The sequence below is a fragment of the Aquimarina sp. AU119 genome, assembly GCF_900312735.1.
In the GTDB taxonomy this organism is placed as follows: domain Bacteria; phylum Bacteroidota; class Bacteroidia; order Flavobacteriales; family Flavobacteriaceae; genus Aquimarina; species Aquimarina algiphila.
Genome location: NZ_OMPF01000023.1, coordinates 70,096 through 93,439, shown reverse-complemented (window position 1 = coordinate 93,439; position 23,344 = coordinate 70,096). Strand labels below are relative to the sequence as shown.

The following is a 23,344-nucleotide window of genomic DNA, read 5'->3' as shown; positions in this document are numbered from 1 at the left end:
TTGTTAGACATTGATATAGCACTTATATTTGTTTCAAAATCTGCTACGTGAGTGCAACTTTAATCTCGCAAACTTTTTCACAGTCTCTGCAATTACAGAAACTAGGGAAAGCTATTGCCCAGTCTGAAACAAAAGTACATCTGCAAGGAAGTATTGGATCATCATTATCTTTTATCATTGAACATAGTTTTAAACAAGCCGAAAAGCCTTTTCTATGTATTTTTAACGATAAGGAAGAAGCTGCTTATTATCTAAATGATCTAGAGCAATTACTGGGCGATAAAAATGTGCTTTTCTACCCTGGTAGTTATCGTAGGCCCTATCAAATAGAAGAAACCGATAATGCAAATGTACTATTAAGAGCCGAAGTCCTTAATCGTATCAATTCTCGTAAGAAACCAGCATTAATCATTACATATCCAGATGCACTATTCGAAAAAGTAGTAACCCGAAAAGAACTAGAGAAAAACACCTTAAAGATTAGCATTAATGATACATTATCTCTGGATTTTGTAAATGAAGTACTGTTCGAATATCAATTTAAAAGAGTAGATTTTGTAACCGAACCTGGTGAGTTTTCTGTTCGTGGTGGGATTGTAGATGTATTTTCGTTTAGTAATGATGAACCTTACCGAATTGAGTTTTTTGGTGATGAAGTTGATAGTATCAGAACGTTTGATGTAGAAACACAATTGTCTACAGATCAGATTAACAAAATTACAATCATTCCTAATGTAGAGAATAAAGCGCTTCAGGAAACCCGTGAAAGTTTCTTAAAATATATTGCTTCTAAGACTGTGATTTTCACAAAAGACATTGATCTGTTTTCTGCCAGAATTGATAAAAACTTTGAAAAAGCAGAAGAAGCTTTCAAGACGCTTTCTAAGGAAATTAAACACGCTACTCCAGAGGAGCTTTTTACCAATTCTGAAACATTAAAAAAACAACTGCTTAATTTTACTTTGGTTGAGATCGGAAATCGACCATTAACCAAAGCCGATTATTCTATAAAGTTTGACATAAAACCTCAACCTTCATTCAATAAACAGTTTGATCTTCTTATCCAGAATTTAAATGAAAATCATGAAGCAGGGTTTAAGAATTATATTTTTTGTGTCAGCGAGCAACAGGCAAAACGTTTTCATGATATTTTTGACGATGCCGATCTTGATGTAAAGCAATATGAAACTATTGTTTTTTCGGCTTTTCAAGGGTTTATAGATCACAACAACAATATCGCATGTTATACCGATCATCAAATCTTTGAGCGATACCATAAATTCAACCTTAAAAATGGATATGCCAAAAAACAAGCGATTACCTTAAAAGAGCTTACTAATCTAGAAGTGGGCGATTATGTCACTCATATCGATCATGGGATTGGTAAATTTGGTGGATTACAAAAAATAGAAGTAGAAGGCAAAAAACAGGAAGCTATCAAATTGATTTATGGAGAAAGGGATGTATTATATTTAAGTATCCATTCTCTTCATAAGATTTCAAAATACAATGGTAAAGACGGAAAGCCTCCGCAGATTTACAAACTGGGCTCTAAAGCCTGGAAAACACTAAAACAAAAGACCAAAGCACGTGTAAAACATATTGCTTTTAATCTAATCCAGTTATACGCCAAACGAAAGTTACAAAAAGGATTTCAGTATAATCCAGATAGCTACTTACAACATGAGCTAGAAGCTTCTTTTATTTATGAAGACACTCCTGATCAAAGTACCGCTACAGCCGCAGTAAAAGAAGACATGGAAAGTGAGCGCCCAATGGATCGTTTGATCTGTGGTGATGTTGGTTTTGGTAAAACGGAAGTTGCTATACGTGCAGCTTTTAAAGCTGTTGATAACGGAAAACAAGTTGCTATCCTTGTACCTACTACTATTTTAGCTTTTCAACACGCTAAAACATTTCGTGAGCGATTAAAGGATTTTCCGGTAACGGTAGAATATATAAATCGTTTCCGTACAGCAAAACAAAAAAGAGAAACCCTTGAAGATCTCGCTGCCGGAAAAGTAGATATTATCATTGGAACACATCAGTTGGTTAATAAAGCGGTACAGTTTAAAGACCTGGGATTACTTGTCATCGATGAAGAACAAAAATTTGGAGTATCAGTAAAAGATAAACTCAAAACCATCAAAGAAAATGTAGATACATTAACATTAACCGCCACGCCAATTCCCAGAACATTACAATTTAGTTTGATGGCTGCTCGAGATCTATCTACCATCACTACTCCACCACCAAATCGATATCCAATTGAAACCAATGTCATACGATTTACCGAAGAAACTATTCGTGATGCGGTAAGCTATGAAATACAACGTGGAGGTCAGGTCTTCTTTATTCATAATAGAATCGAAAACATCAAAGAAGTAGTAGGAATGGTGCAACGATTAGTCCCCGATGCAAAAGTGGCTATCGGACATGGACAAATGGATGGTAAAAAGCTGGAGAACCTTATGCTTTCTTTTATGAATGGAGAATTTGATGTACTGGTCTCTACAACAATCATAGAAAGTGGATTGGATGTTCCTAATGCAAATACTATTTTTATCAATAATGCCAATAATTTTGGACTTTCTGATTTACACCAGATGCGAGGTCGTGTAGGCCGAAGTAATAAAAAAGCATTTTGTTATTTTATTACTCCGCCATATTCTGCGATGACAGAAGATGCCCGTAAACGAATAACTGCACTAGAGCAATTCTCTGAGCTAGGTAGTGGTTTTAATATTGCTATGAAAGATCTCGAAATCAGAGGAGCAGGAGATTTATTGGGTGGAGAACAAAGTGGCTTTATTAATGAAATTGGTTTTGAAACCTATCAAAAAATATTGAATGAAGCCATTGAAGAGTTAAAAGAAAATGAATTTAAAGAACTCTACCAGGATCAAGCCAAGGATAAGGTATTCTTAAAAGACACGCAAATCGATACCGATTTTGAATTACTATTTCCTGATGATTATATTAATAATATTACCGAACGATTAAATCTATATACCGAACTCAATTCGATTAAAAACGAAGAAGAATTACAGTTATATGAAAAACGATTAGTAGATCGTTTTGGTGAACTACCAGATCAAGCAGTGGATTTACTAAATTCTGTTCGAATTAAGTGGATTGCTACAGCCATCGGAATTGAAAAAATCATCATGAAACAAAATAAACTCATTGGTTATTTCATAAGCGATCAACAATCTGGATTTTATCAAAGTCCTGCATTTACCTTTGTATTACAATTTGTACAACAGAATCCCGGAGTGTGTAAGATGAAAGAAAAGAATACCAGAAACGGATTACGTTTATTATTAACTTTTGAAAATATTAATTCTGTTGATAAAGCATTAAAAGCACTACAACCCATCCAACCAGTAATCAGCGAAGTAAAACCTTAGGTAAAATCAGTATCCCATATATTAATCCAATGTTTTTTCGCAGAAAGACCTGTTTTCACTCCAGAATATTCAGGGTATAATTTTTGTTCTCATTTACAAAAAAAACCATTTATCGACAAAAAACAACACTTTAACGATAGTTTTAGCTTGTTTTGTCGACAAATACATTTTAACGAGGTATATATTTTTAATTTCACCCTAATTATAATAATAAACCAACATCGATTATGAGCGCAAGAGAAGAATTTAGTTTTTTAAAAGATCCCTGGAAACAGATACAAAAGATAAATAATCGAGTTGGTCAATTGATAGATGATTTTAACACGAATAAATTGTATGCAATAAATTATTCAAATCTAAAAAGGAGGTTTACCGAAGAAATAGAAAACTACAAAAACAATCCAGAATTAATAGATATAGAAGAGTTTTCTATGAATTATTCTTTTGGTTATCATTGCTATAACAACATTGATGATGTGTACAGTAAAGAAGCAATGTACATTGAAGTTAAAAGTTATTTAAGAACATTAGAAGTAAGAGTAGCTTAGTATTTCTTAAATATTCTATCTATATGCAAAATCAATTCATAATTTATACACCTCCAATAATCAATATACTTACCCAAAATATATAAGAATTACTACTTGCATAGCTACAACTATATTTAACCTTAAAAGAGTTAAACCCGATTCATGTATTAGAAAATCTATTACGGGTTAAAAAATACAAATACATGATCTACAAAAAGTAATTTCTAGAAAAAATCATAACACATTCAATAGAATAATTCATATATTTCGCATTCTAAAGATATTTTTAAAACCCTTGAAAAGGTTTGCTATATCTAGATTGGCGGGTGAATGTCGGGTGAAAGACAAGCCAAAATATTTGAGAACCTAATGTTATAATTTAATATTGCTGAAGAAAATGAAATCAAGTTCTAGTGATCACAAGAATGTAACTAAAAACTTAAAAATCATGAATCAACCAGCATTAGGTATAAAAATATCTGAACTAAGAAAATCAAAAGGACTCACACAAGAAGAACTCGTAGAACAATGTAATATTAGTGTTCGTACTATACAACGTATTGAGGCGGGAGAAGTAACACCAAGGAGCTATACTATAAAAACCATATTATCTGCTTTGGATTATGACTTAGAGAAAATCCAGACTGTAGATTCTAATGTTACCAAAGAATTTAAAAAATTATTTTTGCTTGAAGTTGACGATAGTAAAGAAGCTAGTTTTTTAACACGACAATTATCAATATCCTGGATAAGTGGTATTGTGTATTTTATTCTTGGTTTTGGAGAATTTGTAGTAGATTATCTAAGGTATTTTCAGGACAATATGATTCTCAACACTACGGCTTATAGCATTTTAAAACTTGTAGTCCTAACTTCAATCATTCTTTTTATGAGAGGTTTTGTCCTTTCTGGTAAAATTTTTAAAAATTATTTATTAAAAATTACCTCTTTCATATTCATCCTGATGGGGATTGTTTTTTACACCTACGATATTCTCTCCTTACATTTTGGTGAATTTGATTTTGTAATACTCTTGGGTGCACAAGGAGTTACATATGGTATTATTGGAGTCTTGTTAGGAATATCGGTAATTCGCCTTCAAAATGCCTTAGGAACATCGGCCAAGGTTACCGGGATTTTTGAGATTATTACATATGGATGTATGGCTACTGTTGTGCTAGGTTTTTTGGGATATATTATGTTGACCCCTACTATTATTCTAGAAGTCATTTTACTCTACAAAATTTCTCAAATGCTTAAAGCAAAGCAAATGGAAACCCAACTCGATTAAACACATAACCTTTTTTAATACCTCTCAAAATCATTGAATATTTTTTCAATGACAGTACATCTTATATCCAATTTTAAATTTAATAAAATGAAAAAGACACTTATAATTTCAGCTTTGGTTATACTACTTCCTCTAAGTTTTTACCTGTTTCAACCAATAGCAGTTTATACTACGGGATGGTCTCAACTGCCTAATACGAATACTCTAGAACCACTTAAAGTCCATCAGGATTCAATTTCAAAAAAAGCTGATAGTCTTTTCAGAGATATATTCAACAATCTTAAAACACCTGCTTTTTCTGTGGCAGTAGGTAAAAACAACAAACTTATTTGGTCCAATGTTATGGGGTACCAGGATATAGAAAATAATACAAAAGCAAGTTTGGATACAAAATTTAGAATTGGAAGCACCTCCAAAGCAGTCACTTCCATCGGATTAGGAGTTTTACTTCAAAATGGCAAGCTTGATTTTGACTCTAAAGTCAATCAATTTGTACCTTATGCTAACACTGATCTTTCTGAGGTAACAATGAAACAACTTGCTTCTCATACTTCGGGAATACGTAATTATGGAACTTGTTTTTGTTTCCCCATATGGGAATATTATAATAATGAAGAATATGCTACTGTAGAAGAAAGTGTGAGCATTTTTAATGATGATGAACTCTTATTTCCATCAGGGACAGATTTTAGCTATAGTACATACAACTATACCTTATTGAGTGCAATGATTGAAGGTGCAGCACAAAAGGAGTTTCGGGATTTTATGCAAGTATCTGTATTTGATCCATTGGGAGTAAATATTGAAGCAGAAAAGGAAATGAATCCATCAAAGCATCTATCAAAATTTTATGATATTGAAAACAAAAAATACAAAGAGGTTTATAAAGTAAACAATAGTAATAAATGGGCCGGCGGAGGATTCTTAGCATCCCCAACAGATTTGGTTACAGTAGGAAATGCATTTCTAAACCATACATTACTTAGAAAAGAGACCATGCATGCTCTTATACAACCTACTGCTCTAAAAAATGGGCAAATCAATAAACAAAATTATGCAATTGGATGGCGTAATGATATCATAGAAAGCAAGATAGAAGGATTATCAGGAACACAAATCATTCATCATGGAGGAACGGCGTTAGGATCTACATCTTTATTAATTTTATTCCCAGAATATAATATGAGTATTTCTTTACTTATGAACCGAAGTGGTTCTTCATCAGACTTATTTAAATATGCTTATGATATCGCAAAACCCTTTATATCTAAATCCTAATGTTATGAAAAGTATACTCTTATTATTAATTACACTAATCATCGCGCTTCTAAAAGTCATTGTATAGGCATAAAATTATATACAAAATGAAACAAAAAACAGGGAAATTTCATCCCTGTTTTTTTTAGAATATTAAATACTGACTGTTAGAAGTGGTCTAAACTTCTTATTTAAAATTGAATTAACCTCTACCCTTTTTAATCAAACTGCCCCTCCAATTGGTCTGCAATAACAACCTGCACACACCAAACCAAAATCACAATCATCCCCAGAATGACAAGGAGAATTTCTTCCTCCTTTTCCTTTAACTGATTTTTGTTGATGCTTACATAATACATGTACTCCTTTTTGATTTAAAATTAATTGTAACATAACACTATGGTTTTAAGATGAATAATTAATATTATAACAGATTGGTCTACCCATTACAATTCTTATAGTTAATCACAAATCTAAGTAGTGTTATTGATTAATTCGACCGAATGTATACAGGAAAACCCCTTGATATCAAATTAATAGAGTTTAATTTTTCTCACTCCACCGGTTCCTCCGAATTCTGAAATATAAATTGCTTTATTATAAGGATCAGAAGAAATACCGTTTGGCCCATTAAACGAAGCTTCTTCTAGTAACCCATCAGTTTGTGCAGGGTCTCCTGTACCCGCAAATTCTTCTGTCGTCCCATCCATAGAAACTTTGAATATTTTATTTACTCCAATCCCGGTAGCAAAAACAGAATTTCCAACTACAGTGATATATCCAATTCCAAAGCCATTAACCACTACATCAGGAATAGTAGTGATAAGAGAAACATTTCCTTCCTGATCTATTGATATAATATCGGCTGTAGCAAAATTTCCAACAATTAGATTTCCTTTACGGTCAAAATCCACACCTACTCCACCTGCTAATTTTGGATCAGATGCATATACAGTTACTTCGCCTTCTGGAGTAATTTTATGGACTGTTGGAGTTGCAAAATTTGATACATACAAATTATTATCATGATCCAAAGTGAGTCCTGATGGGAAACCCTCAATAATAGCTACCGTAGTTTGTGTACCATCCGGAGTAATTTTTAGAATATCCCCTGCTCCATCTCCACTCCCGTTAACGACATATAGATTACCTTGTGCATCAACTGCATTTCCTAATGGCCCCGTTAAGTCTGAAGCTAGCTCTGTAACATCTCCATTTTTGGATATTTTAAAAAGCCTGGTTCCATTACCGTTTGACCCGACAAATTGACCAAACTCAGAGACATAAATGTTACCATGCTTATCAACACTAACTGCATCGTTACCAGAAAAAGGAGAAACTACAGTTTCTACTTCGAGATCAGGATCAAATCCATCTCCGTGGCAAGAAATTAAGGATACTAATATTGTGGATACCATAAAAAGCATCAATGCTTTTACTCTAATGTTTTTAATACATGTTTTCATAATGAATGATTTTAAGTTTTGCTCTAAAGTATCTAGACCCTTTCTAAAAATCGACGGTTTGGATGTATTCGCACCTATTTTAAGCCACTTTTAATCCTTTAATATAATTTCTTGGTGTATCATTAACCTCGAATTTAAAGGCCTTATTAAAAGTAGATTTTGAATTGAAGCCTACCTCCATAGCAATGGCAAGTATGGTATGATGAAGGTGTTCATCATTATCAATTTTTGATAAAAATTCTTTTATTCTAAAATGATTGATGTAGTCATAAAAATTACTTTTTGATACATGATTAAGGTACCACGAAATATTATGAGTAGAAGTATTTAATTGTATGGAAAGATCGCGAAGCGTTAAATTCGGTTTTAAAAATATCTTTTCTTTTTGGATGAGGTAATTTAGCTCTTTTCCTATAGAAATAATCTGATCTTGTGGTAACCGTTGTTGTGATTTTGTCTTTTCTTTTTGAAAAGGTATTCTAAACAACTCCGGTTCTTTAAGGCTATAATATCCAATTACAAATATGAATACAGAAATCGTACCCCAAACTGAATTATAATTAATGAATTTTATAGAATAACTAAAAAATTGCATAGAAGTAAAGCTAATCATCCAAACCGTAATAACGATAAAGATTATGATTTGAAAAAACTTTAAAAATGACACCAGACTTTGAGTATAGGAAACATGGTTTTTCTCTTTATGAATATATGATTTTAAAATCTTCATATTAAGAATCCAATAGTATACATTAGAAACAATCCCTGCGCCTTCGATAAGTAAAAAAGATATGCTAAAATATCCAGACAATAACTTATCTGAAAAATCATCGACTTGAAAAGAAAAAATATACAGTGAGAATAAAAGATGAAGAGTAATGGGGCCATAATGAAGCCATGAAAGCTTAAATGTATCGTTTTTAGAAAATATCAATCGTCTAAAATACATATAACATAATGGTCCAAAAATAAAAATTACCGAATCAATAAGAATAGCCCATTGAAATAATCTAGCCGTCAAAAATTTAAAAAAAATCATTCTGCCTAATAGCATAAAAACTGCAAGCATCAACATTATCGACAGTATTCTGTTTGCAGCCTTGTTCTTATTCTTTATAATCTGAATAGTAGCTGCTAAAAAAACACCCTGGCTTATTCCAAAAAAAAGTATAAGGTCAATGAATTCAAAAGTTGGCATCAAAAAATGATTATGATTTACTACAAAGCTATCATATTATCTTATATTTTTCGACCGAATGGATCAAATCACACTTCCAGAAATGTAAATTATGTATTTTTCTTTTTTAGCAGCTATTACATTAAATTACCAAACAAATTATCAAAAAGACTTAATTTGGTTACAGTTTTATTTTACGCACACCTCCACTTCCTGTATATTCTGAGATATATAATGTTTTAGTGTATTTGTTAGCAGCTATGCCATTTGGATTATGAAAAGATGCGTCTAACAAAGGGCCGTCGACTTGTCCAACTTCACCAGTACCTGCCAGAATTTCTATTTCACCATTCATTGAAACTTTATAAATATAATTTACAGCAATTCCTGTAGCATAAATAGTATCATTTATTACAGTAATATAACCAATACCAAAATTCTGAATTACAATATCTGGTATATTAGCAATCAAAGAAATCTCACCTTTTTTATCAATAGAGTAAATATCTGCCGTATAAAAATTAGCAACAATTACATTTCCTTTACTATCCAAATCAATCCCCACACCTCCTAATAATCTTGGATCGTTTGCATATACTGTCATTTCGCCGCTAGAAGAAATTTTATGAACCGTAGGAGCCGTATAATTAGAAATATACAAATTGTCATAAGAATCTATAGTCATGCTACTAGGCCATCCATCTATAGTTGCAATAATTTCACGATCTCCATTAGGTTTTATCTGTAACACTTGACCATTTACTGTATTATTAGCATTATTAACATACAAATTATCTTTAGAATCTTTTGCAGTTCCCATAGGTCCTGACAGGCCAAGTATTGTATCCAAAATTTTTCCTTTTGGAGATAGTTTAAAAATTCGAGTACCACTACCTCCTGTATCTACAAACCGTCCGTATTCTGAAACATATACATTTCCAATTCTATCAACAGATACTGCACCATTCCCTGCAAAATCACTAATTAATGTTTTTACTTCGGGATCAGGATTAATCCCATCTCCACTACAAGATAGATGTAATAGCAAAATACTAAATAAGAGAGCTAACGAAGTTGTTACATACGCGACCTTTTTTAAAAGTGTTCTCATTTCTTTGTTTTTTAAAGTTTCAATAAAAGTATTTTCAAAAAACAAAAAAATCGACCACTTGGGTACATCTAAACCCTTTTACATCTATAAAGAATCTATTTTTTTCACATAGCTACTTGGGGTATCTTTAACTATCATTTTGAATGCCTTATTAAAAGTAGATTTAGAATTAAAACCAGAATCCATTGATAATGCCAGTAGTGTATGTTGATGATGCTCGCCACTCTTAATCTTTTCTACAAATGCTCCCACTCTATACGTATTAATATACTCATAAAAAGTTGTTTTATGAATATTATTAAGAAGCCATGAAACATTATTAGTAGAGGTTTCTAAATTTTTAGCCAGATCAACTAGGGTTAGTTTATGATCCAGATATATTTTCTCTTCAATCATAAGTTTTTCTAATCCTGCTTTTAATTCTTGTAAGATCTGCCCTTCTAATCTTTCTCTATTTTTAGCTTGTTCCTTTCGCAATAGTGGCATTCTAAAAATATCAGGTTGTTTGAGACTATAAAAACCTATTACATAAATAAAAACAGAAACTACTATCCATATTGCATTATAACTTAAGAAAGATGAATAAATATTAAAAAAATATGCCAATATATAACTTGCAATCCAAAGCAATAAAAACAAAGCGCTTATAACTAAAATTGTTTTGAGATATGTGGCTAAATGTTGAGAATATGATACGTTATTTTTTTCTTCTCTTTGATACATTTTCAATAATTGAAAACAACGATAACCAAAATAAAAATTAAAAATGATTCCAACGGTTTCTACAATTAAAAAAGGTCCCGTAAGGCTTCCGTTCTGAAACATCAAAAAAAATTCATCATAAGAATACTGATATGTCCATAAATGATATATTACCATCCCTAATGCCGGAATAAAATAAGTGTACTTTAAGACATATTTTGTTTTTTCATTAAATATCAATCTTCGATAATAAAGGTAGAATAGGGGTCCAAATATAAAAACTAGTATATCCACAAAAAGAGCAAGTCTAAAAAAGAATATATTGGGAAACCCCACAGTGAAGAAAAATCGACCTGTCAGCATTATAGAAGCGATAATTAAAATCATTGACAATACTCTATTGGCTAACCTGTTTTTATTTTGTAATACCTGAAGTACTATTGCCAAAAATATTCCTTGACTAATTCCCAAAAAGACCACAAAATCAATAACATCCATAGTTTGTATTAAAAAGAAATTAAAACTTACGTAAAATTATTTGATTAAAAATAATTCTCGACCTAGGGTATACATTAGCACGATTTTATTCTTCTAAAAATGATAAAATGCACTCTCAAGATGCTCAATATTGGTTCCTTGTTTATTTTTTATAATCGCTACGATATCAAAACGTACTTCTACATTCAAATCATGTTCTGTAATATAATGATCCATAACCCTAACCAACGATTGCATTTGCTTAGGCTTTACAAAGTCTTGTGGATTTCCAAACTCTGGTGTACTTCGTGTTTTTACTTCTACTGCTATTACTATATCTTCATTTCTGGCAATGATATCTACTTCGGATTTTAAATATCTATAATTTCTCTCCAAAATATTATATCCTTTATTGATAAGAAAGTTAACTGCTAATTCTTCTCCTTTTTTACCTAGAGCATTATGTTCTGCCATAATTATATATATTCTAATACTACTTCATCATGTTTTACTGTAAGAGAGGCTTCTGCACCAAAAACCAGAGCTCTATTGTCCTCAATATGCCCAAATGGAAATTTAAATGCAACCGGGAAATCGTATTCTGAAACTATATCCAAAATGATCCTTTTTGCCTTTTTACCAAATGGGATATTATTATCATGCATGTTGGTCATCCCTCCCACAATTAATCCTGATAGATTATCAAAATAACCGTTTCGTTTAAGGTTATATAACATTCGATCAATATGATATAAATATTCGTCTAAATCCTCGATACATAAAATTTTACCCGAAGTATCTAAGGAAGATGCTGAACCGCATAAAGAATATAGAATAGATAAATTTCCTCCTATCAATTGACCTGTACAGGCTCCAGCAATATTCTTTTTTGAAGAAGGGATAGTATATTTTATTTTTTTTCCAAAAATAGTATCCTTCAAAGAAATTTGCGCTGTTTTGGTCCCTTTATGAATATCAATTGGCATAGGAGCATGTAATGACCGTATTCCCAAAGTATGAATATGAGAATGTAATACTGTAATATCAGAATATCCAATAATCCATTTTGGGGATTTGCAAAAATTAGAAAAATCTATCTGATCAATAATTCTTACTGTACCATAACCTCCTCGTGCACACCAAATTGCTTTAATTTCTTTGTCATCAAGCATTCTTTGAAAATCCTCTATTCTGTCTTGATCTGTCCCGGCAAACTGGTTGTTTGCTATTCCTATTGTTGAACCCAGTATAGGGTCTAGTTCCCAGCTTTTTAGCAGTGCTATTGCTTCACGCACTTCTTTCATATTAATTTTTCTAGCCGTAGAAACAATAGCTATTTTATCTCCAACTTTAACAGAATCAGGGGTAAACATTTCTTAAATTTTCAATTTTACGATACTAATTAACAAAGACTTTCGTTATAATCTATTATATTGTACACAATTTTGTCCCTAAATTCTATTAATAAACCTGTTGTCTATGATGTCAGATACTACATGTAATCTAGCTTCTTTAGCCGAATATGTCCCTTCTCCAGCTAATCCCTGGAACGTAAACAAAATTCATCATTTGTATCGTAGGATTGCTTTTGGAGCATCAAAAGCCGAAGTTACGGCTGCCTTAACGCAGACTCCTTCTGCGTTAATAGATCAATTAATTGGTGACGCTCTTGCTTTAATTCCTACAGCTCAACCTTTATGGTGGAATTGGAATAGAGACCAGTTTGAAGCGGCCGAAAACGCTAATGAAGAAAACACTGTTGGATTCTACCGCCGCCAATGGAAAAACCAAATGGTTGGTGATTTGATACAAAACAAAGTTAGAGATCGATTAACGCTATTTTGGAGCAATCATTTTGTTACAGAAGACGATGTTTATAGAAGTCCTGCTTATCAATACCAATATTATAATCTTCTCCAGATGCACTCATTGGGGAATTTTAGAGATTTTGTATCAGATATAGGAATTACCAATGCTATGTTGGTATATCTTAATGGTGATGAAAATATACGAGATCGTCCTAACGAGAATTATGCTCGAGAATTATACGAGCTATTCACTCTTGGTGTCGATAATGCATATACTGAAGATGATATTCAGGAAACGTCAAAAGCACTTACCGGGTATGTAAATACCAATGATATACCATGGGGTGATATTTTATTTAATCCAGCACAATTTAGTAACGAATCTAAAACTATTTTCGGGCAAACCGGAAACTGGACATATGATGATGTCATCAATATTTTATTTACACAGAGAGAAACACAGGTAGCCACTTTTATTTGCACCAAATTATATGCATATTTTGTGAGCCCTACGTGTAATGAAGCTATAGTTGATCAAATGGCTCAGACTTTTATCACCAATGGTTTTCAAATTGCACCGGTACTTAGTCAGCTGTTTAAAAGTGAACACTTTTTTGATCAAAATGCAATAGGATCAATTATCAAAAGTCCTTGTGATTTGATGATTTGCTTTTTTAATGAATTAGGGTTTACATTATCTGATACAGACGTTAATGATTATGTACGAGGTACTGTTCGCATTTTGGGACAGGACGTGTTAAATCCTGTAGATGTAGAAGGTTGGCAAGGTGATGAAGATTGGATTAGTCCTGACCTTTTAATAGGTCGTTGGGAAAGTGCAAGATTTATTGTCAATAGAGCATGGGCTCAGGATCAGCAACAATTTAGAGATTTTGTTGTAGGTTTACCCATAGGAGAATTATCTGAAGGAAATCTTGTCAATACGCTAAGTGGTTCAGAAGTGGACATTGTAGTTCGAGCATTAGTAAATTACTTCTTCCCTCGAGGTATAGCTGACCCTGTTATTTTTAATGAAATTTCTGGTGTCTTTAGAGATGTTCCAGCCTTTCCTCCCAGTTATTATGACGTAGGAGCTACTGACCCTGCGATATGGAGACTAGACCGACCCGAGGTATCAGAACAATTTCTTGCGTTCTTAGACTACATTGTAGACATCCCTGAATTTCAACTTAAATAAAATTGCCATGTGTGAAACTAATCACAATCAAAATATAAAATTAGACAAAGACGGTAACTGTAATACCGACGATCATAAAAAATGGAACCGACGATCATTTCTACAAGCCTTAGGGCTAGCAGGTGGAGGATCGATGATGCTTGCTAATACACCGCTTTCGGTTTCAAGACCTTCTCCATTATCTATAGCGCTAAGTCAAGCTCAAAACGATAATATTTGTGTTTTTGTACGTTTAAGTGGAGGTAATGATGGGTTTAATACCATAATCCCAGTTTATGATTATGATGTATATGCCAATGCAAGACCTTTAATACGAATACCACCCAGTGAATTTATTACTCTTGATGATGATTTTGCTATGCCAAAACCCATGAATAAGCTTGAAAGTGTATGGGGTGACGGAAAAATGAAAGTAGTTCATGGTGTTGGATATGAAGATTCATCGTTATCACATTTTAAAGGATCAGATATTTATGCAAACACTAATCTACGAGAAGATGATCGTACCGGGTTTATGGGTAGATATTTTGGCGAAATTTATCCTGATTACTTTTTTAATCCACCCCCAAGTCCTCCTTCTATTCAGATAGGAAGTATTGGAAATTTAATTTTTAAAGGTCCTGAAAGTGATTATTCTTTTGCGATTTCTAATCCGGATAGATTACTTCAAATTATAGAAAATGAAACTTTTTACGATTTAGAAGGACTTGATGAGTGTACTTATGGTGATAGATTAAGATTCCTAAGAGAAGCAACAAATACGACCTTCAATTATGCCGAAGTGATTAGTGCTGCTTACAATAGATCTTCTGATTTTGGCGGATACCTGGATGACAGTTTAGGACGACAATTCAGTATCATATCAAGATTAATTAAAGGAAACCTAGGTACCAAAGTATTCTTGATTACTTTAGGTGGGTTTGACACTCATAATAATCAACCGCTAAGACACCAGGAGTTATTGAATTCATTCTCTGAATCTGTAAATAATTTTTATGCAGATTTAACCGCTGCCGGATGGGATGATAAAGTACTTACTATGACCATGTCAGAATTTGGTAGACGATTTAGAGAAAATGGTTCTCTGGGAACAGATCATGGTACTGCGGCACCAACCATGTTCTTTGGAACTGCGCTTAACGGAAATGGTTTTGTAGGGGATCATCCTGACTTAAATAGTTTGACACGAGGAGGAAATGTAACCAATACCATGGACTTTAGAAGAGTGTATGCCTCGGTTATGAAAGATTGGCTATGTATTGATGAAGGAATGGTAGGAAGAGCACTATTAGATACCGATGGTGGTCCTTTTGAATCTTTAGATTTAGGATTTAACTGTTCTGGCACCACTTCTAACATTCCAAATGATGGAGAAAATCTAACCCATATTGTTTCGTACAGTGATAATCAAACGTATATTAATATTGTAAGTCCGATGACAATGCATGTCGAAGTATCGCTATACAATGTAATTGGACAACAAGTTGCCATATTGAGTAATGAAATGCTTATGGAAGGAGATGATTTGGTAATTGACGTAAAACAAGCGGCAAGTACGAGATTAAGTACAGGACCATATGTATATCAAATTCAGACCAATATCGGCAATTTTAGCAGGTCGATTGTAATCTCATAAATCAACATACAAGACCACAGTAAGTGTCCAAAATAATTGGACGTTGCTGTGGTCATATTTTGCAAGTGTTTTTATTACCTTTGTGCCTTATTTTTTTAGCATTATGAGCACAAACGGAAGATACACGATTACAGCAGCTTTACCATACACCAATGGCCCAATTCACATAGGTCATCTTGCGGGTGTCTATGTCCCTGCAGATATTTATTCACGTTACTTAAGAATTACAGGCAAAGATGTTGCTTTTATCTGTGGTAGTGATGAGCATGGTGCTGCAATCCCAATGCGAGCTAAAAAAGAAGGAGTTTCTCCTCAAGTTATTATTGATAAATATCACGCTATTATAAAAAAATCCTTTGAGGAGTTCGGGATTTCATTTGATAATTACTCGAGAACCTCTGCTCCTATCCATCATGAAACTGCTTCAGAATTCTTCAAAAAACTCTATAAAGATGGTAAGTTTATAGAAGAAACTTCAGAACAGCTCTATGATCCTGAAGCTGATCAATTTCTTGCAGATCGATTTGTAACAGGTACATGTCCAAAATGCGGTAATGAAGAAGCATATGGAGATCAATGTGAAAACTGTGGTAGTTCTCTTAATGCCACAGATTTAATTAATCCAAAATCTACTATCTCCGGAGCAGAACCAATAACCAAACAAACAAAGCATTGGTTTTTGCCATTGGATCAATACGAAAGTTTTCTAAGAGAATGGGTTTTAGAAGGTCATAAAAAAGATTGGAAAACTAATGTGTATGGGCAAATCAAATCCTGGGTAGATGACGGACTTCGTCCTCGAGCAGTAACTCGTGATTTAGATTGGGGTATTCCTGTGCCGGTAGAAGGAGCCGAAGGAAAAGTGTTATATGTATGGTTTGATGCTCCTATTGGATATATATCTTCTACTAAAGAATGGGCAGAAAGAGAAGGAAAAGACTGGGAACCTTATTGGAAAGATTCAAATACCAAATTAGTTCATTTTATAGGAAAAGATAATATCGTGTTTCACTGTATTATTTTCCCGAGTATGCTCAAAGCAGAAGGAAGTTACATATTACCCGAAAATGTCCCAGCCAATGAGTTTTTAAATCTTGAAGGAAATAAATTATCTACCTCAAAAAACTGGGCGGTATGGCTACACGAATATCTTGAGGAATTTCCTGATAAACAGGATGTTTTAAGATATGCGCTTACAGCAAATGCTCCTGAAACCAAAGACAATGATTTTACCTGGAAAGATTTTCAGGCGCGTAATAATAATGAGTTAGTAGCCATATTTGGTAACTTTATTAATAGAGTGGTTGTATTAACCAATAAATATTATGATGGTATCATACCGGCGCCAAGCACATTATCTGAAATTGATAAACAAACCCTAGCAGAGCTTAAAGCCTATCCCGCTGTGATCTCGAGTTCTATAGAACGATATCGATTTAGAGAAGCTAGTCAGGAATTATTAAATGTAGCCCGGTTAGGAAATAAATATCTAGCAGATGAAGAGCCATGGAAGACCATTAAAACTGATGAAGAACGTACTAAAACTGTTATGTATGTAGCACTACAAATTGCTTCGGCACTTGCCACATTATCAGAACCGTTTCTACCATTCACAAGTAGCAAACTAAAATCGATTCTTGATCATTCTGGGTTAAACTGGGAAGAAATTGCAACAAAAGATGTACTACTCCCTGAAGGACATCAAATTGGAAAAGGAGAACTATTATTTTCAAAAATAGAAGATGCAGAAATACAACGCCAATTAGATAAATTAGAAGCTACTAAAAAGGCAAACGCTGCAGAAAAAAAAGCCATAGAGCCACAGAAAGAAACTGCTACTTTCGAAGATTTCACCAAATTAGATATTAGGGTAGGAACCATCGTAGAAGCAGAAAAAATGCCTAAAGCAAAGAAACTTCTGGTCCTTAAAGTGGATACAGGAATTAACACAAGAACGATAGTTTCTGGAATTGCTGAGCATTTTACTCCTGAAGAAATCGTGGGTAAAAAAGTAACCGTACTGGTCAATCTCGTCCCAAGAAAACTACGTGGTGTAGAAAGCGAAGGCATGATCCTTATGACAGAAAATCCTGAAGGTAAAATCGTATTTCTAAATCCGGACGAAGACAACGTAAATCCAGGCGCGATCGTTAGTTAGTTTTTTAAAAAAAGTTGCAAAATTGGTAACAAATCTGATTCTTATGACATTCATAAGAAGATAATGTTATTTTATGAAAAGAAATATTCTTACCCTAATATCGATTTTTTCCTTTGTCTTATTTTCTTTCTCACAAGAATTAATTTCTAAAGATGAGCTGCGCTTAAAATCAAATCTAAGCGAAAGAAGAGAATCTATCCCGATTGTTAACTCGTTAAGCAACGAATTATCACTATTCATTGCAGACAGGAAAGATATTTATTTTAATAAGTACAATTCAGGTTTTGAGATCATAGATCAACAAAAATTTGAAAGACCAAAGTCAAAGGCTAAAAATATTTTAGAAAAAGTAAATTCAGGTGAAAACAAATATCTGTTTTTACTGTCAGATGATTCTAAAAAGAAAATGGAGCTTATTAAAATAAATACCAAAAAAGCAAAAATTGAGCTTATTACCACTACTATATTATCAGAAAAAGAACGTTTTCTAAAAGCTTTTACTTATAAAAATCAAATTTTCATTCTAGCTATACCTAAAAAGACTTCAATACTAAATATCAACAAGATAAAACCAATTGGGGAAAAAGAGACTTTAACATATGATCTCACTAATGAAGAATTCTTTGATAAATATGACAAAATAACGTCACTATATAAATCCTTTCTAATATCTCAAGGAGGGATTAGCAAAGCAATATTTGATACTGAATATATAGAGGAGGGCATTCCTAATTCCTTGGAAGTAACTTCAAAACCTATTAAACTTTATAGGCGTGACAACTCTATTATAGTGACACTAGACGTAGGAAATAAGTATACACAAGTATTAACTCTTAATCTAGATACTGTTAATTACAAAATATCCAATATAAAAAAACCTGTATTGCAAGACATTAATAAAACCAATAAAGCATTCATTAAATCGAACTCTTTTCTATCAAGAAACAGATTATATCAAATTATTGGTATTAGAGGTCAAATGAAGTTTAAAGCTACCGACTTGACATCCAATGAAATTATTAAAGAAATTGCTTTAGGGAGAAAAGATACTATTACATTTAAGAACACACCTATTATACAGGAAGGAGCAATGTATAATGGGTATAGAGAAATGGAAAAAACACAAAAGTTTTTGAGAAAAATTGCATCGGGAAAAATCGGAGTTTCTGCTCACTATATAAAAGATACAATACAACTTACCTTAGGAGGAGTAAAAGAAATAAGAGGAGGAGGTGCTCCTATGGTTGGATTTGGGTTTGGTGCTGTTGGAGGTGCTGCTTTTGGAGTAGCGAATGCTTTTGCGACCCCAACATATTATGCTTATGCTAGCTATGCATCAACAATATCTACTCGTATCCATTGTCTATTTGATGAACAAATGTCTCATCTAGAAGGTGAAGTGCCAACCAATGCTTTTGATAAAATCAAGGATTTTTCTGAAGATATATATAACGAAAAAGCTGAAACCGTATTCAAATTTAATGGGTATTATGTTTATGGATATTATGATTCTTTATTACATAAATACTTTCTTAGAAAGTTCGAAGATTAAAACCATGTAATATTAACCATGCTTAAAACAATACATAATCCAATAGTATAACTATTAAATTAACACACTTACTCCCAGTAAAAAACATATATCATATAAAATTAATCATATGTATAGATTATACCTCCTCTGATTTGTAATTTTCCAACAAAATTAAGTCAATCATGAGAAAAAACATTTTAATATTCACGCTGCTGAGTCTTAACCTTGCAAGTGCACAATTGAATTTAGATTTTGAAGCTATATTAACGCAAAATATCACTTCCAATACACCAAAACTTGTTGCATATATAGATGATAATCCTGTTACTGATGGAATCAATCCATCAAAAAATGCCATAAAAGTGATCGAATTTGCAGAATGTCAATATTGGGGTTCTACTATTGTAAATAAATTTGGTCAAACAATTAGCTTTGACGAAGGACGATTTTTTAGTATAGACTTTTTTTCGCCAAGGCCAAAGGGAATGATTACATTAAAATTTCAAAAAGGTGTTGAAAAGGATTTTATCTATTCAGGAAAAGCAAATACATGGCGCACAGCTATTTTTAATTTTTCGGACACTCCAAAATCTACTACTTCAGTTAAAATTGATATCTTTTTTGATGTTAGAGATCACACGAAACCCTCAAAAAACTATTCCGACAATTTATCCGAAGAAGTTTATTGGTTCGATAATGTAGTTCAAAGTAAACGTAGAATACGTCGAAAGAGATAAAGAGTTATATTCTGTGATTTTCTCTCTAAAAACACAATACAAACACTATTCAATATCTTTATAATCTACACTTTTGTATAAGTGTTCATTAAAAATCTGGCATTATCATCTTATGATATATTGGTGCCATCTCGGTTGTGATTTTTTTGGGTTACATTTGGCAGCTAGTTTTAAATTTAAAAAAACCATAGATATTAACTTAAAAGCTGTGGTCAATTAACAGTTTTTTTATGCTCAAAATAGCCTACCATCCTATTTATACACACCCTCTCCCAGAGAAGCATCGTTTTCCGATGATTAAATACGAGCTATTACCAGAGCAATTGCTTCATGAAGGAACCTGTAGCAAGGAAAATTTTTTTAAACCCGAAATCCCAAATCCCAAATACATTTTGGCTGTGCATACTGCTGCTTATTATGACAGTCTTGTTTCATTGTCTTTATCACCCAAAGCCGTTCGTAAAACTGGTTTTCCACTATCTAAAGCCTTAGTCAATCGTGAAGTAATCATTGCTGATGGCACTATAAAAGCCTCAGAATATGCTCTCAAACATGGTGTCGCTATGAATATAGCTGGCGGTACTCATCATGCATATACTGATCGAGGAGAAGCATTCTGTTTACTCAACGATCAAGCAATAGGATCGAAATATCTTCTACAGCAAGGTTTAGCAAAAAAAATACTGATTGTAGATCTCGATGTACATCAAGGTAATGGAACAGCAGAGATATTTGATAATAACCCTTCTGTGTTTACTTTTTCGATGCATGGAGCCAATAATTATCCTTTCAAAAAAGAAAAGTCAGACCTGGATATTGACCTTCCTGATAAAACCGATGATCAAGCCTATCTTAAGATTCTAAAAGAAAGGTTACCCAAACTTATAAAAGATCAACAACCTGATTTCATCTATTATCTCTCTGGTGTAGATATATTAGCTACAGATAAGTTAGGAAAGCTGGGGTGTACTATTGATGGCTGTGCAGAACGAGATCGATTTGTACTGCAAACCTGCAAAGATCTTAGCATTCCCGTAATGTGTTCTATGGGAGGTGGATATTCTCCAGACATTAAAATCATTATTGAAGCACATGCTAATACCTTTAGATTAGCTCAAGATATTTTCTTTTAAAACATATTAGTCATTTGTAAACGGATATTTATCGTATATTCGATTCTCAATTTTCTTTTCTATGCAAAAAGAATGTCCTGTCTGTGGTGATAAAATCGTAGGTCGTGCAGATAAAAAATTCTGTAGCGATTACTGTCGTAATGCTTATAACAACCAGTTAAATAAGGATAGTAAAAATCTAGTACGTAATATTAATAATCTATTGCGTAAAAATTATCGCATTCTGGGAGAACTTAACCCTAAAGACAAAACAAAAACAACCAAAACAAAACTTATTGCAAAGGGTTTTGATTTTCAACACTTCACAAGCATTTATGTTACCAAAACTGGTAACACCTATTATTTTGTATATGATCAAGGCTATCTTCCTTTAGAAAATGAATTCTATGCTTTAGTAAAACGAAATAGTTAATATGCATCCTCTTATTTACACTGTACGAACATCAGAAGACGCTATGTTCTATATTATTTTATTTGTCCTCATAGTTATAGCAATAGTAGCCGTTACATTCTATTTCAGTAAACGAAATAAAATACTTAGAAGCATGAAAAAAATACCTTCTAAGCAGATACAATTAGCAAAAGAAAACGAGTACCTTAAGATTATAGGAAAAGCCCATTGCATTGACACGCCATTAATTTCTCCTATAAGTAAAAGAAAATGTGTTTATTACCAAATCAAAGTAGAAGAAAGAAGTGGAGGAAAAAATAAATCCTGGCATACTATTATTAATGAAGAAAAAGCCGTTGATTTTAGTATTGAATCTTCTGGTGAAAAAGCTATCGTTCAGGCTTATTCTTCTTCAAATTATAAAATGGTCCATCTTGTAAAAGATGTTAAACGTGAATCGGGTATATTGAATGATCCTCCAAAATTTTTAGAAAACTATCTCGCTTCTCATGGTAAAGATAGCACTGGTTTTTTTGGTTTTAATAAAACCATGCATTTTCAAGAAGGAATTATAGAAATAGGCGAAGAAATTTCTGTTTTGGGTACAGCAAATTGGAAAGTATCTGACCACATGTTTGACAAATACTCTACTCAAAATCTATTTATATCTGGTAATAAAACAAACAAGCTATTAATTACAGATGACCCAAAAGCAAAAGTGTAAAGATTACACTACTTCTCCCACCAATTTTGACTATTCAATTTTAGTGCTGCTTTCATAACATCTTTCTGACTAATCTGGCCAACTAGCTTACCGTCTTCAAGAATCGGGAAACGTCTTCTCTTTGTTTCGATAAATTTATTTGCTGCGTCAAAAATATTAACATTTCCATCTATGGTCTCGACATCTTTAACCATAAATTTTTCTACTGTTGCATCATCAATAGGCATATTGTAGTATCGACTTTCATTAAGCTGTTTTATACAATCTCCTTCAGAAATTATACCTAACAATCGATTACTGTCATCTACAACAGGCCCTCCTGATATTTTATACTTTACCAAAGTCTCGATGACCTCCATTACAGACTGATTAGGACTAAATGTAATCAGATCTCTTGACATATAATCCGAGACTTTTATCGGACTCTCATCTTGCTTCTTCGTTTTGGAACGGGCTCCTTGAAAACTGATTATCCCCATAATATTTAGTGATTTAGTGAATCTTAAATATAGTGATTCTCAATAACTTATTCAAGTACTATTTTAAGTTTTACGTTCTTAACTCCCTATTTTTAATGCATTCATAATTATTTCATTCTAATTAT

The 23,344-nt window shown here is 32.8% G+C and carries 20 protein-coding genes; 12 read left to right on the top strand and 8 right to left on the bottom strand.

Going from position 1 to position 23,344, the window contains the following annotated elements; all coding sequences use genetic code 11:
* Nucleotides 1–47 precede the first annotated feature (47 nt).
* The 4 genes from mfd to DK442_RS21340 all read left to right on the top strand — a co-directional run bounded on the left by mfd (nt 48) and on the right by DK442_RS21340 (nt 6,509).
* Nucleotides 48–3,410, top strand: a complete 3,363-nt coding sequence (gene mfd / locus DK442_RS21355) for a transcription-repair coupling factor (RefSeq protein ID WP_109437950.1) — start codon at nt 48–50, stop codon at nt 3,408–3,410.
* Nucleotides 3,411–3,637: 227 nt separating this feature from the next.
* Complete coding sequence (locus DK442_RS21350) at nt 3,638–3,958, top strand: hypothetical protein (RefSeq protein ID WP_109437949.1); 321 nt, start codon at nt 3,638–3,640, stop codon at nt 3,956–3,958.
* A gap of 430 nt (nt 3,959–4,388) precedes the next feature.
* Complete coding sequence (locus DK442_RS21345) at nt 4,389–5,231, top strand: helix-turn-helix domain-containing protein (protein ID WP_109437963.1); 843 nt, start codon at nt 4,389–4,391, stop codon at nt 5,229–5,231.
* Between the two features lie 87 nt (nt 5,232–5,318).
* Nucleotides 5,319–6,509, top strand: a complete 1,191-nt coding sequence (locus DK442_RS21340) for a serine hydrolase (protein ID WP_160114285.1) — start codon at nt 5,319–5,321, stop codon at nt 6,507–6,509.
* 201 nt (nt 6,510–6,710) lie between these two features.
* Here DK442_RS21340 and DK442_RS28335 read toward each other — a convergent pair whose 3' ends face one another.
* The 7 genes from DK442_RS28335 to DK442_RS21310 all read right to left on the bottom strand — a co-directional run bounded on the left by DK442_RS28335 (nt 6,711) and on the right by DK442_RS21310 (nt 12,794).
* A complete protein-coding gene (locus DK442_RS28335; RefSeq protein WP_160114284.1) occupies nt 6,711–6,881 on the bottom strand; it encodes a hypothetical protein in 171 nt (56 codons plus the stop codon).
* A gap of 140 nt (nt 6,882–7,021) precedes the next feature.
* Entirely contained in the window at nt 7,022–7,954 is a 933-nt protein-coding gene (locus DK442_RS21335) for an SMP-30/gluconolactonase/LRE family protein (protein ID WP_109437947.1), read from the bottom strand.
* A gap of 79 nt (nt 7,955–8,033) precedes the next feature.
* On the bottom strand, nt 8,034–9,152 hold the full coding sequence (locus tag DK442_RS21330) for an AraC family transcriptional regulator (protein WP_109437946.1): 1,119 nt from the start codon (nt 9,150–9,152) through the stop codon (nt 8,034–8,036).
* 160 nt (nt 9,153–9,312) lie between these two features.
* Nucleotides 9,313–10,242: a hypothetical protein gene (locus DK442_RS21325; protein ID WP_160114283.1), complete on the bottom strand. Its 930-nt coding sequence runs from the start codon at nt 10,240–10,242 to the stop codon at nt 9,313–9,315.
* Between the two features lie 84 nt (nt 10,243–10,326).
* Entirely contained in the window at nt 10,327–11,442 is a 1,116-nt protein-coding gene (locus tag DK442_RS21320; RefSeq protein WP_109437944.1) for an AraC family transcriptional regulator, read from the bottom strand.
* 93 nt (nt 11,443–11,535) lie between these two features.
* The gene (locus DK442_RS21315; RefSeq protein WP_109437943.1) at nt 11,536–11,895 is read right to left on the bottom strand and encodes a YraN family protein; all 360 of its coding nucleotides are present in this window, start codon (nt 11,893–11,895) and stop codon (nt 11,536–11,538) included.
* A 2-nt stretch (nt 11,896–11,897) separates the two neighbouring features.
* Nucleotides 11,898–12,794, bottom strand: a complete 897-nt coding sequence (locus DK442_RS21310; protein WP_109437942.1) for an LD-carboxypeptidase — start codon at nt 12,792–12,794, stop codon at nt 11,898–11,900.
* Between the two features lie 106 nt (nt 12,795–12,900).
* On the opposite strand from DK442_RS21310, the gene DK442_RS21305 reads away from it, so the two are divergent.
* The 8 genes from DK442_RS21305 (at nt 12,901) to DK442_RS21270 (ending at nt 22,740) form a co-directional block, all read left to right on the top strand.
* The gene (locus tag DK442_RS21305) at nt 12,901–14,427 is read left to right on the top strand and encodes a DUF1800 family protein (protein WP_109437941.1); all 1,527 of its coding nucleotides are present in this window, start codon (nt 12,901–12,903) and stop codon (nt 14,425–14,427) included.
* 7 nt (nt 14,428–14,434) lie between these two features.
* Entirely contained in the window at nt 14,435–16,063 is a 1,629-nt protein-coding gene (locus DK442_RS21300; protein ID WP_109437940.1) for a DUF1501 domain-containing protein, read from the top strand.
* Nucleotides 16,064–16,166: 103 nt separating this feature from the next.
* Nucleotides 16,167–18,221, top strand: a complete 2,055-nt coding sequence (metG, locus tag DK442_RS21295; protein ID WP_109437939.1) for a methionine--tRNA ligase — start codon at nt 16,167–16,169, stop codon at nt 18,219–18,221.
* A 73-nt stretch (nt 18,222–18,294) separates the two neighbouring features.
* The gene (locus tag DK442_RS21290; protein WP_109437938.1) at nt 18,295–19,773 is read left to right on the top strand and encodes a hypothetical protein; all 1,479 of its coding nucleotides are present in this window, start codon (nt 18,295–18,297) and stop codon (nt 19,771–19,773) included.
* Nucleotides 19,774–19,937: 164 nt separating this feature from the next.
* Nucleotides 19,938–20,492 (top strand): hypothetical protein, encoded by a 555-nt coding sequence (locus DK442_RS21285; protein ID WP_109437937.1) that lies wholly within the window; start codon nt 19,938–19,940, stop codon nt 20,490–20,492.
* Nucleotides 20,493–20,722: 230 nt separating this feature from the next.
* Nucleotides 20,723–21,625 carry a histone deacetylase gene (locus DK442_RS21280; RefSeq protein WP_109437936.1) on the top strand — a complete coding sequence of 301 codons (903 nt, stop codon included), beginning with the start codon at nt 20,723–20,725 and terminating at the stop codon, nt 21,623–21,625.
* A gap of 61 nt (nt 21,626–21,686) precedes the next feature.
* Nucleotides 21,687–22,037: a DUF2116 family Zn-ribbon domain-containing protein gene (locus DK442_RS21275; RefSeq protein WP_109437935.1), complete on the top strand. Its 351-nt coding sequence runs from the start codon at nt 21,687–21,689 to the stop codon at nt 22,035–22,037.
* A 133-nt stretch (nt 22,038–22,170) separates the two neighbouring features.
* Complete coding sequence (locus tag DK442_RS21270; protein WP_143917356.1) at nt 22,171–22,740, top strand: hypothetical protein; 570 nt, start codon at nt 22,171–22,173, stop codon at nt 22,738–22,740.
* Between the two features lie 8 nt (nt 22,741–22,748).
* Here DK442_RS21270 and DK442_RS21265 read toward each other — a convergent pair whose 3' ends face one another.
* The gene (locus tag DK442_RS21265) at nt 22,749–23,219 is read right to left on the bottom strand and encodes a CBS domain-containing protein (RefSeq protein ID WP_109437933.1); all 471 of its coding nucleotides are present in this window, start codon (nt 23,217–23,219) and stop codon (nt 22,749–22,751) included.
* Nucleotides 23,220–23,344: the final 125 nt, after the last annotated feature.

Excerpts from the sequence above, each read along its gene's own strand:
- DK442_RS21350 (WP_109437949.1), top strand. The coding sequence starts at position 3,638 with ATGAGCGCAAGAGAAGAATTTAGTTTTTTAAAAGATCCCTGGAAACAG.
- DK442_RS21345 (WP_109437963.1), top strand. The coding sequence starts at position 4,389 with ATGAATCAACCAGCATTAGGTATAAAAATATCTGAACTAAGAAAATCA.
- DK442_RS21340 (WP_160114285.1), top strand. The coding sequence starts at position 5,319 with ATGAAAAAGACACTTATAATTTCAGCTTTGGTTATACTACTTCCTCTA.
- DK442_RS28335 (WP_160114284.1), bottom strand. The coding sequence starts at position 6,881 with ATGTTACAATTAATTTTAAATCAAAAAGGAGTACATGTATTATGTAAG.
- DK442_RS21335 (WP_109437947.1), bottom strand. The coding sequence starts at position 7,954 with ATGAAAACATGTATTAAAAACATTAGAGTAAAAGCATTGATGCTTTTT.
- DK442_RS21330 (WP_109437946.1), bottom strand. The coding sequence starts at position 9,152 with ATGCCAACTTTTGAATTCATTGACCTTATACTTTTTTTTGGAATAAGC.
- DK442_RS21325 (WP_160114283.1), bottom strand. The coding sequence starts at position 10,242 with ATGAGAACACTTTTAAAAAAGGTCGCGTATGTAACAACTTCGTTAGCT.
- DK442_RS21320 (WP_109437944.1), bottom strand. The coding sequence starts at position 11,442 with ATGGATGTTATTGATTTTGTGGTCTTTTTGGGAATTAGTCAAGGAATA.
- DK442_RS21315 (WP_109437943.1), bottom strand. The coding sequence starts at position 11,895 with ATGGCAGAACATAATGCTCTAGGTAAAAAAGGAGAAGAATTAGCAGTT.
- DK442_RS21310 (WP_109437942.1), bottom strand. The coding sequence starts at position 12,794 with ATGTTTACCCCTGATTCTGTTAAAGTTGGAGATAAAATAGCTATTGTT.
- DK442_RS21305 (WP_109437941.1), top strand. The coding sequence starts at position 12,901 with ATGATGTCAGATACTACATGTAATCTAGCTTCTTTAGCCGAATATGTC.
- DK442_RS21300 (WP_109437940.1), top strand. The coding sequence starts at position 14,435 with ATGTGTGAAACTAATCACAATCAAAATATAAAATTAGACAAAGACGGT.
- metG (WP_109437939.1), top strand. The coding sequence starts at position 16,167 with ATGAGCACAAACGGAAGATACACGATTACAGCAGCTTTACCATACACC.
- DK442_RS21290 (WP_109437938.1), top strand. The coding sequence starts at position 18,295 with ATGAAAAGAAATATTCTTACCCTAATATCGATTTTTTCCTTTGTCTTA.
- DK442_RS21285 (WP_109437937.1), top strand. The coding sequence starts at position 19,938 with ATGAGAAAAAACATTTTAATATTCACGCTGCTGAGTCTTAACCTTGCA.
- DK442_RS21280 (WP_109437936.1), top strand. The coding sequence starts at position 20,723 with ATGCTCAAAATAGCCTACCATCCTATTTATACACACCCTCTCCCAGAG.
- DK442_RS21275 (WP_109437935.1), top strand. The coding sequence starts at position 21,687 with ATGCAAAAAGAATGTCCTGTCTGTGGTGATAAAATCGTAGGTCGTGCA.
- DK442_RS21270 (WP_143917356.1), top strand. The coding sequence starts at position 22,171 with ATGAAAAAAATACCTTCTAAGCAGATACAATTAGCAAAAGAAAACGAG.
- DK442_RS21265 (WP_109437933.1), bottom strand. The coding sequence starts at position 23,219 with ATGGGGATAATCAGTTTTCAAGGAGCCCGTTCCAAAACGAAGAAGCAA.